General features: G+C 38.8%; 16 protein-coding genes. 13 read left to right on the forward strand and 3 right to left on the reverse strand.

Annotated features, from left to right (window positions below):
- Position 1 precedes the first annotated feature (1 nt).
- The 10 genes from GJ691_RS07195 to hisIE all read left to right on the forward strand — a co-directional run bounded on the left by GJ691_RS07195 (position 2) and on the right by hisIE (position 8,753).
- A complete protein-coding gene (locus GJ691_RS07195; RefSeq protein WP_154365305.1) occupies positions 2 to 817 on the forward strand; it encodes a prohibitin family protein in 816 nt (271 codons plus the stop codon).
- A gap of 254 nt (positions 818 to 1,071) precedes the next feature.
- Positions 1,072 to 1,929 carry an ATP phosphoribosyltransferase gene (gene hisG / locus GJ691_RS07200; protein WP_154365307.1) on the forward strand — a complete coding sequence of 286 codons (858 nt, stop codon included), beginning with the start codon at positions 1,072 to 1,074 and terminating at the stop codon, positions 1,927 to 1,929.
- Positions 1,929 to 3,215, forward strand: coding sequence for a histidinol dehydrogenase (hisD, locus tag GJ691_RS07205; RefSeq protein WP_154365310.1), 1,287 nt, complete (start codon positions 1,929 to 1,931; stop codon positions 3,213 to 3,215). The genes hisG and hisD overlap by 1 nt, the downstream gene beginning before the upstream one ends.
- A gap of 52 nt (positions 3,216 to 3,267) precedes the next feature.
- Positions 3,268 to 4,314 carry a histidinol-phosphate transaminase gene (gene hisC / locus GJ691_RS07210; protein WP_154365312.1) on the forward strand — a complete coding sequence of 349 codons (1,047 nt, stop codon included), beginning with the start codon at positions 3,268 to 3,270 and terminating at the stop codon, positions 4,312 to 4,314.
- Between the two features lies 1 nt (position 4,315).
- Positions 4,316 to 5,449, forward strand: a complete 1,134-nt coding sequence (gene hisB, locus GJ691_RS07215; RefSeq protein ID WP_154365313.1) for a bifunctional histidinol-phosphatase/imidazoleglycerol-phosphate dehydratase HisB — start codon at positions 4,316 to 4,318, stop codon at positions 5,447 to 5,449.
- Positions 5,446 to 6,027 carry an imidazole glycerol phosphate synthase subunit HisH gene (gene hisH / locus GJ691_RS07220; protein ID WP_154365316.1) on the forward strand — a complete coding sequence of 194 codons (582 nt, stop codon included), beginning with the start codon at positions 5,446 to 5,448 and terminating at the stop codon, positions 6,025 to 6,027. Before hisB ends, hisH begins: the two co-directional genes overlap by 4 nt.
- 1 nt (position 6,028) lies before the next feature.
- Positions 6,029 to 6,754 carry a 1-(5-phosphoribosyl)-5-[(5-phosphoribosylamino)methylideneamino]imidazole-4-carboxamide isomerase gene (gene hisA, locus GJ691_RS07225; RefSeq protein WP_154365318.1) on the forward strand — a complete coding sequence of 242 codons (726 nt, stop codon included), beginning with the start codon at positions 6,029 to 6,031 and terminating at the stop codon, positions 6,752 to 6,754.
- A gap of 2 nt (positions 6,755 to 6,756) precedes the next feature.
- On the forward strand, positions 6,757 to 7,266 hold the full coding sequence (locus GJ691_RS07230; RefSeq protein WP_154365320.1) for a DinB family protein: 510 nt from the start codon (positions 6,757 to 6,759) through the stop codon (positions 7,264 to 7,266).
- 82 nt (positions 7,267 to 7,348) lie between these two features.
- Positions 7,349 to 8,104 (forward strand): imidazole glycerol phosphate synthase subunit HisF, encoded by a 756-nt coding sequence (gene hisF / locus GJ691_RS07235; protein WP_179955058.1) that lies wholly within the window; start codon positions 7,349 to 7,351, stop codon positions 8,102 to 8,104.
- Between the two features lie 52 nt (positions 8,105 to 8,156).
- Entirely contained in the window at positions 8,157 to 8,753 is a 597-nt protein-coding gene (gene hisIE / locus GJ691_RS07240; RefSeq protein WP_154365322.1) for a bifunctional phosphoribosyl-AMP cyclohydrolase/phosphoribosyl-ATP diphosphatase HisIE, read from the forward strand.
- Between the two features lie 39 nt (positions 8,754 to 8,792).
- Here the strand turns inward: hisIE and GJ691_RS07245 are convergent, their stop codons facing one another.
- Positions 8,793 to 9,167, reverse strand: coding sequence for a hypothetical protein (locus GJ691_RS07245; RefSeq protein WP_154365325.1), 375 nt, complete (start codon positions 9,165 to 9,167; stop codon positions 8,793 to 8,795).
- 202 nt (positions 9,168 to 9,369) lie between these two features.
- Between GJ691_RS07245 and GJ691_RS07250 the strand changes: the two genes are divergently transcribed.
- Positions 9,370 to 10,518 (forward strand): vWA domain-containing protein, encoded by a 1,149-nt coding sequence (locus tag GJ691_RS07250; protein WP_154365326.1) that lies wholly within the window; start codon positions 9,370 to 9,372, stop codon positions 10,516 to 10,518.
- Positions 10,519 to 10,570: 52 nt separating this feature from the next.
- Positions 10,571 to 12,034, forward strand: a complete 1,464-nt coding sequence (locus GJ691_RS07255) for an AAA family ATPase (protein WP_154365329.1) — start codon at positions 10,571 to 10,573, stop codon at positions 12,032 to 12,034.
- A gap of 75 nt (positions 12,035 to 12,109) precedes the next feature.
- Here the strand turns inward: GJ691_RS07255 and GJ691_RS07260 are convergent, their stop codons facing one another.
- Together GJ691_RS07260 and GJ691_RS07265 are read right to left on the reverse strand one after the other, a co-directional pair.
- Positions 12,110 to 13,600 (reverse strand): sensor histidine kinase, encoded by a 1,491-nt coding sequence (locus GJ691_RS07260; RefSeq protein WP_154365331.1) that lies wholly within the window; start codon positions 13,598 to 13,600, stop codon positions 12,110 to 12,112.
- A complete protein-coding gene (locus GJ691_RS07265) occupies positions 13,597 to 14,295 on the reverse strand; it encodes a response regulator transcription factor (RefSeq protein ID WP_154365333.1) in 699 nt (232 codons plus the stop codon). The genes GJ691_RS07260 and GJ691_RS07265 overlap by 4 nt, the downstream gene beginning before the upstream one ends.
- 297 nt (positions 14,296 to 14,592) lie before the next feature.
- On the opposite strand from GJ691_RS07265, the gene GJ691_RS07270 reads away from it, so the two are divergent.
- Positions 14,593 to 15,477 (forward strand): anti-sigma factor, encoded by an 885-nt coding sequence (locus tag GJ691_RS07270; RefSeq protein WP_154365334.1) that lies wholly within the window; start codon positions 14,593 to 14,595, stop codon positions 15,475 to 15,477.
- Positions 15,478 to 15,486 lie beyond the last annotated feature (9 nt).

Consider the following 15,486-nt stretch of genomic DNA (forward strand, 5'->3'; position numbering starts at 1 on the left):
AATGGATAAATTACCAAAAATAGCACTGCCAGCAGTTTTTATATTGATCGTACTGGTCATATTATTTTCAAAATCGGCCATTACCATTGGCTCTGGAGAGGCCGGGGTACTTTACAAAACTTTTGGTGGCGGTGTGGTTACAGATGAACCACCATTAGGGGAAGGCTTTCATATCGTTGCACCTTGGAACAAGGTGTATATCTATGAAGTACGTCAGCAAGAGGTGTTTGAGAAAATGCAGGTATTGTCATCCAACGGATTGGAAATCAAATTAGATGCCTCTGCTTGGTTTGAGCCTAAAAGAGAAGTACTTGGTAAACTACATCAGGAAAAAGGTGAAGCCTACGTTCAAAGGGTATTATTACCAACAATACGATCAGCAGCAAGAAGTGTTGTAGGGCGTTATACACCTGAACAATTGTATTCTAGTAAAAGAGATGCCATACAGGCTGAGATTTTTGAAGAAACTAAAAAAATCGTCGACGGTCAATATATTCAATTGAACGAGGTACTTGTAAGGGATGTAACATTGCCTGCGACTATAAAAGAGGCTATTGAGCGTAAATTAAAACAGGAGCAAGAATCTTTGGAGTATGAGTTTAGATTGGTTACGGCCCAAAAGGAAGCTCAAAAAGTAACTATTGAAGCTCAAGGTAAGGCTGATGCGAACAGAATTCTTAGTGCTTCGTTGACCGATAAGATCTTACAGGACAAAGGTATCGATGCTACTTTGGAACTTTCAAAATCACCAAACGCCAAAATCATAGTTGTTGGTGGAGGTGAATCTGGACTACCTTTAATACTGGGTAACAACTAACCTGTTGAATATGATACGTTCTAAATAAAGAATTGTTCTATTTTCAACAATTCTTTTTGTGAATTGAAAATAAGTTATAATTTTACAACTGTAATGAAGAACATTAATACACATCATCATCATTTTTATACTTGCTCTCAAGCGAGGTAAAAATGTATTGTAGTATTACAACATATTTAGAACCCGTTTGAGCAATCAAACGGGTTTTATTTTTAGAGCCTATTTGATTGCTCGGACCAAACCAATAAACAAAAATGACAAAAATTAGAATTGCTATCCAGAAATCGGGCCGATTAAATGAGGATTCCCTTGAAATCCTAAAAAATTGTGGCATATCAATAGACAATGGAAAAGACCAATTAAAGGCCTCTTCACGTAATTTCCCTATGGAAGTTTTTTACTTGCGTAATGGGGATATTCCTCAATATCTTAGAGACGGAGTGGTAGACATTGCCATTATCGGAGAGAATGTATTAATTGAAAAAGGCCATGATATAGATATAGCCGTAAAATTGGGATTCTCTAAATGTAGGGTGTCCTTGGCTGTGCCAAAATCAGTAAAGTACAACTCGGTTCAAGATTTTGAAGGTAAGCGAATAGCTACTTCATATCCGAATACCGTTAAGAATTATTTAGAGGAAAAAGGGGTGAAAGCAGATTTGCATATTATTAATGGATCTGTTGAAATTGCTCCTAACATTGGTCTAGCAGATGGCATTTGTGATATTGTCTCTAGTGGCAGTACCCTTTTCAAAAACAATCTGAAAGAAGTTGAGGTTATGTTGAAAAGTGAAGCAGTATTAGCGGTTTCACAAAAAATAACGGAGGAGAGAAAAGCCATTCTTTCCAAATTACAATTCAGGATCAAATCGGTTCTACAGGCCAGACAATCAAAATATGTTTTATTGAACGCTCCGAACGATAGATTGGATGCCGTAATAAAATTATTACCCGGAATGAGAAGTCCAACGGTCTTACCGCTTGCCGAAGAAGGGTGGAGTTCGGTTCACACGGTTATCAATAAAGATAAGTTTTGGGAAGTAATCGATGAGTTAAAGCAAGCTGGGGCAGAAGGTATTTTGGTTTGCCCTATTGAAAAAATGGTGTTGTAATGAATAAAATATACAATCCAGACCGAAAAGATTGGCTAAGCATTTTAAAAAGGCCTACGCAAACTGTATCAGATATTGAAGATGTAGTTAATGAAGTGTTTGCAAAGGTCGAAATGGAAGGCGATTCAGTCTTAATGGAGTACACCCAAAAGTTTGATGGGGTTACCTTGAAAAGTTTGCAGGTTTCTGAATCAGAAATAGCTGAGGCTGCGGACTTAGTTGGTCAAGAATTAAAAACGGCTATTGCCTTGGCCAAAAGAAATATTGAGGCGTTCCACAAAGCACAGGAAACAGACAAAGTAGAGGTCGAGACTACTAATGGTGTTTTGTGTTGGCAGGAAAAAAGACCTATTCAAAAGGTCGGATTATATATTCCAGGAGGTTCTGCTCCTTTGTTTTCCACAATTTTAATGTTGGCTGTACCCGCAAATATTTCAGGATGTTCAGAGATAGTTTTATGTACACCACCGAATAAAGAAGGAAAAGTTCACCCAGCCATTTTATATACAGCAAGCTTATGTGGTGTAACCCAAATTTATAAAGTTGGGGGAATTCAGGCAATAGCAGGAATGACCTTTGGTACTGAAAGCATTTCCAAAGTGTATAAGATTTTCGGGCCAGGCAACCAATATGTAACAGTGGCAAAACAGATAGCAACCAAACATGGTGTAGCCATTGATATGCCAGCGGGTCCCAGTGAACTTCTGGTAATGGCTGATGACACTGCCAATGCTGCATTTGTAGCATCAGACCTTTTGAGTCAAGCTGAACACGGTGCCGATAGTCAAGTCATTTTAGTGTCTACTTCAAAGAAAATGATTGATGATGTAGAAAAAGAGGTGGAAAATCAACTTGAACAATTGCCAAGAAAAGACATTGCGACCCAAGCCATAGAAAACAGTAAATTAATATTTGTTGATCAGGAGCAGATTGCCATTGATTTGATCAATGAATATGGTCCTGAGCATTATATCCTTTGCGTCGAAAAAGAAGAAGAATACTTAAACCAAATCATGAATGCTGGTTCGGTATTCATTGGCAATTACACTCCTGAAAGTGCAGGTGATTACGCATCGGGTACAAATCACACCTTACCCACAAATGGGTATGCCAAACAATATAGCGGTGTAAATCTTGATAGTTTTAAAAAGAGTATGACCTTTCAAAAAATAACTGAAGAGGGAATTAAAGAGATAGGTAAGGCAATTGAGGTAATGGCAGATGCAGAGGGTCTACAAGCCCATAAAAATGCTGTAACACTTCGATTGAAAAGTTTAAAAGATTGACCCAAATAAATAGGAGATAGGTAAGATTCCTTAATGGTAGATAATTATAAAAATGTCAGGATTTAATATAAACAATATAATCAGGGAGAATATCAAAGGTTTACAACCGTATTCCTCTGCTAGGGATGAATATGTATCAGATGGTACTGAAATGGTATTCCTTGATGCCAATGAGAATCCATTTGAGAATGGGGTAAATAGGTATCCAGACCCACATCAGCGCAGTCTTAAGTCGGTTTTGGTAGAACAAAAGGGAGTAAAAGTTGATAATATCCTATTGGGAAATGGTAGCGATGAGGTTTTGGATTTGATTTTCAGGGCTTTTTGTGAACCCAAAGTTGATAACATCATTACCCTGCCACCTACATACGGAATGTATAAGGTCTTATCAGGCATCAATGATATTGGGAATAGGGAAGTACTTTTGACGAAAGATTTTCAATTGGATACCGATACTATTTTGGCTTCTGTTGATGAAAATAGTAAACTTATTTTTATCTGTTCCCCGAACAATCCCACAGGAAACAGTATTGAGGAAACGGCCATCCTAAAGCTTCTAAAGAAATTCAACGGTTTGGTAGTTATCGATGAGGCATATATCGATTTTTCGGATAAAGAAAGTTGGTTGAAACGTTTGGATGAATTTCCGAACCTGATTGTGACCCAAACCTTGTCTAAAGCTTATGGGTTGGCGGGTATTCGTCTAGGACTCTGTTTTGCCTCCTCTAATATCATTACGGTATTGAATACGATAAAACCACCGTACAATGTAAACGGATTAACCCAAAGACGGGCATTGGAGCAAGTACTGAAACCAGAGGTTTTAAAACATGAAGTGACCCAGATTCTTAAAGAGAAAGATCGACTGTTGAAAGTATTGGCAAAAGTGGATATTATCGAGAAGGTATATCCATCAGATGCGAATTTTGTATTGGTAAAAGTGAATAATGCCAATGAGATGTATGATCTACTATTGAAAAAAGGAGTTGTTGTCAGAAATAGGACTACACAGCCCCTTTGTGAAAACACCTTACGTTTTACCATAGGTACCATAGAAGAAAACGAAAAATTGATTACCGCGTTAAAGGAAATAGCATAACATGAAAAAAGTATTATTTATAGATCGAGACGGTACCATCATCAAAGAAACGGCTGATGAGCAGATTGATGCGTTCGAGAAAATGGTTTTTTATCCAAAAGCCTTTACCTATTTAGGCAAAATTGCGAAGGAACTGGATTACGAGCTGGTGATGATCACGAATCAAGACGGTCTTGGTACCGATGTTTTTCCTGAGGAAACATTTTGGCCCGTACACAATTTCATCCTAAAATCTTTTGAGAATGAGGGAGTGGTATTCGACAAGGTATTCCTTGACCGAACATTTCCCCATGAAAATGCAGATACCCGAAAACCGGGAACAGGGTTGTTGACCGAATATTTCTCCAAGGAATATGATTTGGCCAATTCTTTTGTGATCGGAGACCGTTTAACCGATATGGAACTAGCCAAGAACCTAGGTTCAAAAGGTATATTCATCAATGACAACACCAATTTGGGAACTGATGAAATTTCGGTAAAAAGGGATGAATTGAATAGCGTGATAGCATTGGAGAACAATGACTGGGAAAAGATATATGAGTTTCTGAAATTGAATGACCGCATCTCTGAAATCACGCGTAAAACCAATGAAACCGATATTTTCATCAAGTTAAATCTTGATGGGACCGGAATTGGAAATATTGATACAGGTCTATCTTTCTTTGATCATATGTTGGATCAATTGGCAAGACATGGGCAAATGGATTTGGAAATCAAGGTCAATGGTGATCTTGAAGTAGATGAGCACCATACCATAGAGGATACCGCCATCGCACTGGGTGAAGTTTTCAATAAAGCCTTAGGCAACAAATTGGGTATTGAGCGCTATGGTTTCTGTCTTCCCATGGATGATTGTTTGGCTCAAGTTGCCATTGATTTCGGAGGCCGTAACTGGTTGGTTTGGGAAACCGATTTTCAACGTGAAATGATCGGCAAAATGCCTACGGAAATGTTTTATCACTTTTTTAAATCGTTTACCGATGGTGCCAAAGCCAATCTGAATATAAAAGCCGAGGGTAAAAATGAACACCATAAGATCGAAGCCATTTTCAAGGCTTTTGCCAAAGCGATTAAAATGGCGGTGAAGCGCGATGTGGAAAAAATGGTTTTACCTTCAACAAAGGGTATGTTATGAAAATAGTAATCATAAATTATGGAGCAGGGAATATTCAAAGCATAAAATTCGCTTTTAAACGATTGGGATATGATGCCATATTGACCAACAATGTGGAAGAAATCAAAAATGCCGATAAGGTTATTTTCCCAGGGGTAGGCGAGGCAAGTAGTGCTATGAAAATGCTTAGGGAAAGTGGTTTGGATACCTTGATTCCCAATCTGAAGCAACCCGTTTTGGGAATTTGTTTGGGAATGCAGTTAATGTGCAATTATTCGGAAGAAGGAAATACGAAGGGGTTGGGAATTTTCGATTGTGATGTGGTCCGCTTTACGAATGAAGTCAAAGTTCCGCAAATAGGTTGGAATGCCATCACTGATTTGAAAACAGGTTTGTTTAAGGATATAGTGAAGACAGAGTACATTTATATGGTTCACAGTTATTATGCCCCTAGTTGCGAAGAAACCATCGCTATTGCCGATTATGGAATTCCATACAGTGCTGCATTGGCGAAGGACAATTTTTATGGGGTACAGTTCCATCCCGAGAAAAGTAGTACCGTGGGGGAACAAATATTAAAGAACTTTTTACAATTATAATATGCGAATAATACCTGCCATCGATATTATCGAAGGAAAATGTGTTAGACTCTCCAAAGGGGATTACAGTACTAAAAAGATATACAACGAAAATCCGTTGGAGATTGCCAAGGAGTTCGAGGCCCATGGCATCGAATACCTACACTTGGTAGATTTAGATGGGGCAAAATCACACCAAATCGTAAACCACAAGGTCTTGGAGCAACTAGCGACCAAAACCCATTTGAAAATAGATTTCGGTGGTGGATTAAAACGGGATGAGGATTTGAAAATTGCTTTTGAAAGTGGAGCCAATCAGGTAACAGGTGGTAGTATTGCAGTTAAGGATAAGGTAACTTTTTTAAGTTGGTTTGAAAAATATGGAGCCGATAAAATAATCTTAGGCGCAGATGCCATGAACGAGAAAGTAGCGGTTTCAGGCTGGTTAGAGGAGTCTGAAGAAAACCTGGTACCTTTTATACAATCGTACCAAAAAGAAGGGATTTCTTATGTTATTTGTACAGACATAAGCAAAGACGGTATGTTAGAAGGGCCTTCTTTCAATTTATACCAAAAAATATTAAAAGAGGTGCCGGATCTTAATTTAATTGCCTCTGGCGGAATCTCAACGTTTGATGAGCTTCCCAAATTGGCTGAAATCGGTTGTGAAGGTACTATTATCGGCAAAGCGATATATGAGAACAGAATCAGCTTAAAACAATTGGAAGAGTATATTTTAACCACCTGAGCATGGAAGAAATCATAAAAGAGGAGTTTGTGCAGAATTCATTGTACCGTTTAGACGAGAACACGAGAATGAATACTATTTCCTTGGAAAAACTGTCAGAGGCTGATGTATGGAAACGACCCAACGAATCCCTAAACAGTATCGGTAATTTAATACTACATATATGTGGTAACATAAACCAATACGTTATTTCCTCATTGGGTCAACAAGAAGATACCCGTGAACGTGATTTGGAATTCGAAACACGATCCGGACATACAAAAACAGAACTTCTGGAAAAATTAAAAGAAACGGTAGAAACGGCTAAAAGAGTTATCAATGATGCCAGTATTGAACAATTTGTTAGAAAACGTGATGTTCAAGGATTCTATTTTTCAGGAATAGGGGTTGTATTGCACGCCGTTGAACACTATTCGTACCATACCGGACAAATCGCGTTTTGGACCAAACAGTTGAAAAATACAGATTTGGGATTTTATGACGGATTGGATTTGAACATAAAAAATGAATAAAGGTTTTGGAACGATTACTTTGCCATATAAAGACAAATAGTATAAGGCCAAAAACATAATATTAATCAAGAAATAGGACAAAGTGCTGACAAAAAGAATCATTCCTTGTTTGGATATAAAAGATGGCCGTACGGTAAAAGGTATCAATTTTGTTGATCTTCGCGATGCGGGAGATCCAGTAGAGCTAGCTGAAATTTACGCCCGGGAAGGTGCTGATGAATTGGTCTTTTTAGATATTTCGGCTACAGAAGAGAAACGCAGAACCCTTGCTGATCTAGTTTATCACGTGGCTGAAAAGGTGAATATTCCGTTTACCGTAGGTGGTGGTATTTCATCTGTGGCAGATGTTGATGTATTACTTCATAATGGGGCCGATAAGGTCTCGATTAACTCATCAGCCGTAAAAAATCCACAATTGATCAATGACTTGGTGGCCAAATTCGGATCCCAATGTGTTGTTGTTGCCATAGATGCCAAGGTTATAGATGGGGAATGGATCGTGCATTTGGTTGGGGGTAAGGTCCCTACGGAAATTAAACTGTTCGATTGGGCCAAGGAAGTAGAGGAACGTGGTGCAGGCGAAATTTTATTCACTTCTATGAACCATGACGGTACCAAAAATGGTTTTGCCAATGAAGCTTTGGCCAGATTGTCAACAGAATTGAACATACCCATTATTGCTTCCGGAGGTGCCGGAAACATTCAGCATTTCGCTGATACATTTATCGATGGAAAAGCCGATGCGGCCCTAGCCGCAAGTGTTTTTCATTTTAAGGAAATAGAAATAAACGATTTAAAAAAGGAACTCCGATCAAAAGGGATTCCCGTACGATTATAAAAAATAAGTCCTTGCATAATTAAGTTATCCAAGGCATTTAAAAACATTTAAAATGGATATTGATTTCAATAAGAATAACGACGGACTTGTACCTGCCATCATTCAAGATGCAACTACAAAAACAGTATTGATGTTGGGGTATATGAACAAAGAAGCCTATGAAAAAACCATGGATACCAAAAAGGTTACCTTTTATAGTAGAACCAAAGAACGTTTATGGACAAAAGGTGAGGAAAGTGGTAATTTTTTGAACCTTGTCGATGTTAAGAATGATTGTGACCAAGATACCCTTTTGATACGGGTAAATCCTGTAGGGCCCACCTGTCACAAGGGTTCCGATACTTGTTGGAACGAAAATAACAATCAGGACTTCGGTTTTTTAACCGAATTAGAGAGTGTTATAGAGCAACGAAGAAAAGCTGCCGATGGCAGTAAATCCTATGTAGCCTCATTGTTCGACAAAGGCATAAATAAAATAGCCCAAAAGGTCGGGGAAGAAGCCGTTGAAGTAGTGATCGAGGCCAAAGACGATAATGATGATCTGTTCTTGAACGAGAGTGCCGATCTTCTATTCCACTATTTAATTCTTTTACAAGCAAAAGGGTATGCCCTTAATGACATTGTAGAGGTCTTAAAAGGAAGGCACTGAGATTACGCCCCTAACTGTTTTTTAAAGTAAGCGGTCTATTTATTCATGGGATTCGGCCCAAAGGTCCAAAATAGTAATCAACTCTTGAGTATTTAAATATACCTTTTTACTATAATAACGTCCACGTGCCCAATCTACAGGATCAGCGGCTTTTTTGGCATCCATGGTAATGTCTAGTATAAGCTCGGCTGCGTTTTTACAGTCACACGCTTTCATGCCATCAGCTATTTTTTTATAAGCTTCCAAGGTTTTACCGGAATAATAAACCTGATGGTCAAAATTATGGGCTTTTAAGGCCTTCTTGGAATGGGACAAGGCATACGTTGCCCTATTATAAACAGCAGAGCAATCATCATCGTTGGTTCCAGGAACCATTGATACTATAAATAGGAAAAGTAAAATCAACTTGTTCATAGGTTATATAGATTGGGATCGATTTCATGTTTAACGATATAAACAAATCAATATTGTAAGAAATAACTTATAATTTAAGCTATCTAACCTTATCCATAATCCTTCTAAAAAAAGTCTGGAACGAAGTTTTTGGAAATTCGTACTATCGTTAAGTTTTTCTAAAAACGAATTACCTTCATTTTTAATACCTTAATTTTATGATATGGCTATGAATTTAAGAAAAGGATTTCGTTTTACAACCTACGAAGCTCCAGAGCAAACCCCGTTTGAAAAACTCTTCGAAATTTTTCAAGAGTTGATCACACATACATCCGGTGATGTGGATGAGGCCTTGGATTGGTTACGGGAGTTGGATAAGGAATATGAGCTTACAGATGAGAACTACACCATTGATGATTTTATAGAGGACCTAAAGGCAAAAGGATTCCTGAAGGAAGAATTTAAAGATGGTGGGGGTGAAGGTGAAGAAGAGGAAGGCCCCAAGGGGAACCTTTCGATTACGGCAAAAATGGAGCGTATAATACGACAACGTGCCTTGGACCAGATCTTCGGTAAGTTGAAACGTAAAGGTGCCGGTAACCATAGAACCAATAAGGCAGGCCAGGGAGACGAACATACTGGGGATTTTAGGGAGTACAGGTATGGTGATGGTTTAGAACACATTTCTATGACCGAAAGTTTAAAAAATGCCCAAATCAATAATGGTGTGGGTGATTTTTCGTTGACCGAAGATGACCTCGTTGTTGAGGACACCCATTTCAAGGCACAAATGAGTACGGTTCTAATGATCGACATTAGCCATAGTATGATTCTCTATGGTGAGGACCGGATTACACCTGCAAAGAAAGTAGCCATGGCATTGGCCGAATTGATTACCACGAGATACCCTAAAGATACATTGGACATTCTTGTTTTTGGAAATGACGCATGGCCCATACCCATAAAAGACCTTCCGTACTTAAAGGTGGGGCCTTACCATACCAATACCGTAGCCGGCCTACAATTGGCCATGGATATGCTCAGAAGAAAACGGAACACCAATAAACAGATTTTCATGATTACCGATGGCAAGCCAAGTTGTCTTCGTTTACAGGATGGCACATATTATAAGAACAGCGTAGGCCTTGATGATTATATTGTGGAAAAATGCTACAATATGGCCAGTCAGGCCAGAAAACTACATATTCCCATAACAACGTTCATGATTGCCCAAGACCCTTATTTAAAGCAATTTATTAGACACTTTACCGAAGCAAACAAAGGGAAGGCGTTCTTTACAGGGCTTACTGGTTTGGGAGAAATGATCTTTGAGGATTATGAAAGTAATAGAAGGAAAAAATTAAGAGGTTAAAAAATTAATTTGAATTCCTATTCAACCGAGAATTCAATAAAAACATCAAAACTTGAAAAAGGAAAAAATAACAACACTAGGCGAGCTGAAAAAAGCGGGCTATGAAACCAAAAGCATCAAGGATGAACTGCGGGACAATCTACGTGATAAAATAAAAAGCGGGGAAGAGTCCTTTCAAGGTGTATGGGGTTATGAAAATTCGGTAATTCCCGAATTGGAACGTGCCATTTTATCCCGTCATAACATCAATTTATTGGGATTACGGGGGCAGGCCAAGACCAGGTTGGCCAGATTAATGGTAAATCTTCTCGATGAATACATTCCCATAGTAAAAGGTTCGGAAATAAACGATGACCCTTTAAATCCAATATCACGCTATGCCATTGAAATGATTAAAGAACAAGGAGACAATACCCCGATAACATGGCTTCACAGGAGTGACCGTTTTTATGAAAAACTGGCCACACCAGATGTTACCGTTGCCGATTTAATAGGGGATGTGGATCCTATAAAAGCGGCAAACCTTAAGTTATCCTATGCTGACGACAGGGTTATACATTTTGGTATGATCCCGAGGGCAAATCGCTGTATTTTCGTAATCAACGAACTGCCCGACCTGCAATCCAGAATCCAAGTTTCGTTATTCAATATTTTGGAAGAAGGAGACATTCAAATTCGGGGCTTTAAAATAAGAATGCCTCTAGACCTTCAATTTGTGTTTACTGCCAATCCTGAGGATTACACCAATCGGGGCAGTATTGTAACCCCTTTAAAAGATAGGATCGGCTCACAGATATTGACCCATTATCCCGATGACATTCCCACGGCAAGGAAAATCACCGAACAAGAATCGAACTTGGACAAAAGACAGACTGATACCGTTTATGTTCCTGAAATTGCCAGGGATTTATTGGAGCAAATCAGTTTCGAGGCGAGAAACAGTGAATATGTAGATGCCAAGAGTGGGGTTAGTGCGAGGACCAGCATAACTGCATTTGAAAATCTATTGAGTACTGCGGAACGTAGGGCACTATTGACCGGAGCTGAAAGAACAACCATAAGATTGAGCGATTTTATGGGGGTTATTCCATCCATAACCGGAAAAATAGAGCTGGTCTATGAAGGTGAACAGGAGGGGGCCGATGGTGTCGCGGCAATTTTAATCGATGATGCCGTTAAAACGTTGTTCACTTCATATTTCCCCGAAATAAAGAAATTGGAACGTAAGGATGAAGAGAGTCCGTATGATGAACTTTTAAGTTGGTTTTTCCAAGGGGAAGGCTTTGAGTTGTTGGATGATTATACGGATACGGAATACAAAAGAGCGTTGGATGATGTTCCTCCACTGAACCAATTGATCAAGGAATACAACCCAGAAGTTTCAAAAGAAGATGCTTATTTTTTGAAAGAGATACTGCTTTGGGGGTTGGTTGCCCATAGAAAATTGAGCAAACATAGGTTTTCTGAAGGATTTCAATTCAAGGATTTATATGGTAGTTATATCAGTGGCCTTTAATTACATAAAGATTTCCTAATATAAAAAGCCTTCTATGATAGAAGGCTTTTTATATTCATTACGCTGCATAATCTTTTATACTTGGTAAGCCGGCAATTGAAATATAAATGAACTTCCTTCAGTAGGTTTGCTCAATACCGTAATGGTGGTATCATGAAGATCCATAATTTTCTTCACAATGGCCAATCCTAAACCATGACCTTGTTTTTTGGAGCTTGTGACCACTTGCTTGTAGCGATCGAATATAAAAGGCTGTTCACTCAAAGGAATCCCAGTTCCCGTATCTTGAATACTGATTTCAACTTGATCATTTTTAGGATTAAGGGAAAGTGTAACCTTGCCACCTGATGGTGTATACTTTATGGCATTTTCCAAAAGATTCTGTAAGGCACGCTCAACAAGACCTACATCGGCAAATACGATAGAGTTATTTTGTGCATTGTTCAATTGAAGGTCGATTTGTTTCCGTTGGGCCAAAACCCTGAACTTAGCAATAAGATCATGTGATAATTCGGTAATGGAAAATGGTTCTTTAATGGGAGTGATCTGTTCGGCTTCCAACTTGGAGTACTCAAATAATTGATTGATCAGTTTGGAAAGTTTATCCGCATTATCATAGGTGATTTGAAGATATTCTTGTTTTTCCTCTTCCGTTAGGGAATCCTTCTTCATTTGCATGGTTTCAATATATCCCTTTAAAATGGCCAAAGGCGTCCTAAGATCATGGGAAACATTGGCGATAAGTTCTCTCCTTAATAAATCCACCGACTTCATCTTGTCCATATTCTCAACAATGGAATCGGCCATTTGGTTGAATGCATTTGCAAACACCTCTATATCAGAACCTTTTGGGTTTTCAATCCTAGCCTCCAGATCGCCTTCTTGGAATCTTTTAACCGTACCGGTCATAAGTCTAAGGTTCTTGGTAAGAAACCATATGCTTAAATAGCCTATTATTCCGGCAAAAAGAATGGCGAGTAAAAATCCCCCAATGCCCAGATTGGAATAATAACGACCTAGCAAAGTTTCACTTACCTGTTGTAGTTTTTGGCCGGCCAATACAATATATATATAACCTTCTTTCCCATTCACATTATAGGGTGCCGCCGAAAATATATTTTTCTCATTAGGGTTTCTGGGATCGTCCCCAAGAATATGTTCTTGCCCATTTGAGGCGATAAAGGACTTTATGGGATTTAGTGATACTTGTTTGGTCTCGGAGCCATCTCCATGGTCCAAAACAACGGAATAAAGGATACTCCCTTTTTTATCCAACAAATAAACCTCTATACTTCGGTTTACCGCCATCATGTCGTGCATTAAATCTCCGAACAATGCTTTGTTCACGCTACCGTCCTCCAAGAATGGGGAGGCATTCTGAAACTTCTCCTCAATAAGATGTTCCGCTAAACTGGCATTGATCTTTTGAATGGTAGCCTCACTATGCTTATTGCTGAAATAACCGGTTATAAAAATGTACGAAGTTCCTATTATCGCGATTAATACAATAAATGCCAGCCATAATTTCTTGACCAATCTTGGTGTTAAGGTTTTATCGGTATTCATTCTATAATCTCTTCATTAAATTTATATCCAACACCCCAAGTGGTCAAAATAAAAGTAGGATTTGCCATATCGGATTCGATTTTTGCCCGTAACCTATTTATATGTGAATTAACGGTATGTTCGTAACCTTCAAAATTATAACCCCATATCATATTCAATAATTCAGAACGGGTATAATTTCGGCCGGGATTGGAAGCCATAAGCACCAAAAGTTCAAATTCCTTTGGGCTAAGCTCAATTTTTTGTCCGTTTAAACCGACCTTTCGTTTGTCAACGTCTATTTTTAAGCCTTCTGCAATAATCGAGGATGTATCCTTTTCTTTGATTTCCTTTATATCGGCCCTACGCAGAACCGCCTTTACCCTTGCAAGTAGTTCACGAATACTGAATGGTTTGGTAATGTAATCATCCGCACCTATTTCCAAACCAAGTACCCTGTCTATCTCCTCCGATTTGGCAGTTAGCATAATTATGGGGGTATTTTTAACCGCCCTAAGTTTTTTACAGATTTCGACACCATCCAACGTAGGTAAGGTGAGGTCCAATAGAATCATATCATAGTCATTCTCAAGGGCCATTTGAAGTCCTAGTTCCCCATCCATCGCTTTGGATGTCTTATAAATTAAATCGGTTAGATGAATCTCCAATAATTTAATTATCTCGGGATCATCTTCTATTATTAAAATATTTTTCATAATTGCATTTACGAATAAAACCAAAAGTTATCACATAAATATCACAGCAAACCAATTTAATCCTAAAACAATTGATTGTCGTTGAAATATGGTGATTAATCGAAACTTTTAACCCTGAAATAGTTGAATTCTACAGACGTTCCTTACAATAAACAAATAGAAACGTGTCTAATTTTTCATGATATTACTCTGAACCGTGATCAATTCGTGATAATCCTATATAAAAAGTTTACTCTTCTGTGACCCAACTGTAACATGTTCTGTGTTAGTTTGTTGCATAACTAAAAAACATAAGAAATGAAAAAATTAAACCTTAAGTATGCGTTGATTATGTTATCGACTGTGCTGATTTCATCATGTAGTGTAAATGATGATGATGGCGATGAACCACAAAATTCCTCCATTTCATTGAATATAGATGGATTGGAGGATTTAGGCCCTGATTTTCTATATGAAGGATGGATAATCGTAGATGGTGCCCCGGTAAGTACAGGAACCTTTTCCGTAAACTCCAACGGTGACCTTTCCCAAACTTCTTTTGAATTGGATGCCACGACTTTGGCCAGTGCAACAAAATTCGTGCTTTCCATTGAACCAAACCCAGACCCCTCGACCGACCCGGCCGACACTAAGTTGTTCGTAGGCGATTTCAATGGTAATTCGGCAACATTGGGCACTGGCACCGTAGCTCCTTCATTTGATATGATTGAAGGTAAATTCATTGTTGCCGCACCAACAGGTACAGGGGCAGAGGACGAAAAATACAGTGGTATATGGTTTTTGGACAATAGTAGTGGAAGTGCGGTGAATGGTCTGGAATTACCTGCTTTGGAACCGGGATGGAAATACGAAGGGTGGGTCGTTATGGACGGCATTCCCGTAACAACAGGTACATTCACTTCTGTTACAGGGAGTGATGATGCAAGTCCGTTCAGTGGTACCAACCCAGGTCCACCGTTCCCAGGAGAGGACTTTTTGGTCAATGCTCCGGATGGTCTTATGTTCCCAACCGATATTAGGGGCAAGGTAGCAGTAATAAGTATTGAACCCTATCCGGACAATAGTACCGCACCATTTGTTCTAAAACCCTTGGCAGGTATGATTCCGGCAGATGCCATGGGCGTACAGGAAATAGGTAGTAACGTTTCAGGTAGTTACCCAACAGGCACGGTAACGAGATAAAACCTACAG

It is taken from the genome of Maribacter luteus (genome assembly GCF_009674825.1).
GTDB lineage: Bacteria > Bacteroidota > Bacteroidia > Flavobacteriales > Flavobacteriaceae > Maribacter_A > Maribacter_A luteus.